The following is a 444-nucleotide window of genomic DNA, read 5'->3' on the forward strand; positions in this document are numbered from 1 at the left end:
AACATGAGCAACATGTATTTTTTCATTGCTAAACTTCACTTCCTGTAACATCGGATAATGGTCCGATTATTGATTCAACTTATTTTATCAGCACTTCAATTTTCTCTTTATTCTGTTCAACTAGTTCCTCTAATAACTGATTTGATTCTTCGTTATAATCTGATATTTGATTTTCATTATCATTATCAAAATGATATGGCCCTATTTTTTCTTCCAGGTACGTAAGCACGTAGGCATTTTGTTCACTTACTCTTCTGGTATATTCCCGTTGAAATTCCTTTGTATCCATATCAAACTTTTTTGCCTGCGATTCAGCAAACTCCCGTATTTGCTTGCTATTCAGATCTTCCGTGTCTGCAGGTGGCAGTACTGCAAACGTGTCACTATCTGCATCCAGATGTCCAGAAATATCAAGGCCCATTTTCTTCACTTCCTGTTTCACCA

General features: G+C 36.3%; 1 pseudogene. It reads right to left on the reverse strand.

Annotated elements, in window-relative coordinates:
- Positions 1–79 precede the first annotated feature (79 nt).
- Positions 80–444, reverse strand: a pseudogene (locus CSV68_RS16650) (hypothetical protein); the annotation flags it as partial.

The sequence above is a fragment of the Sporosarcina sp. P29 genome (assembly GCF_002743265.1).
In the GTDB taxonomy this organism is placed as follows: Bacteria; Bacillota; Bacilli; order Bacillales_A; family Planococcaceae; genus Sporosarcina.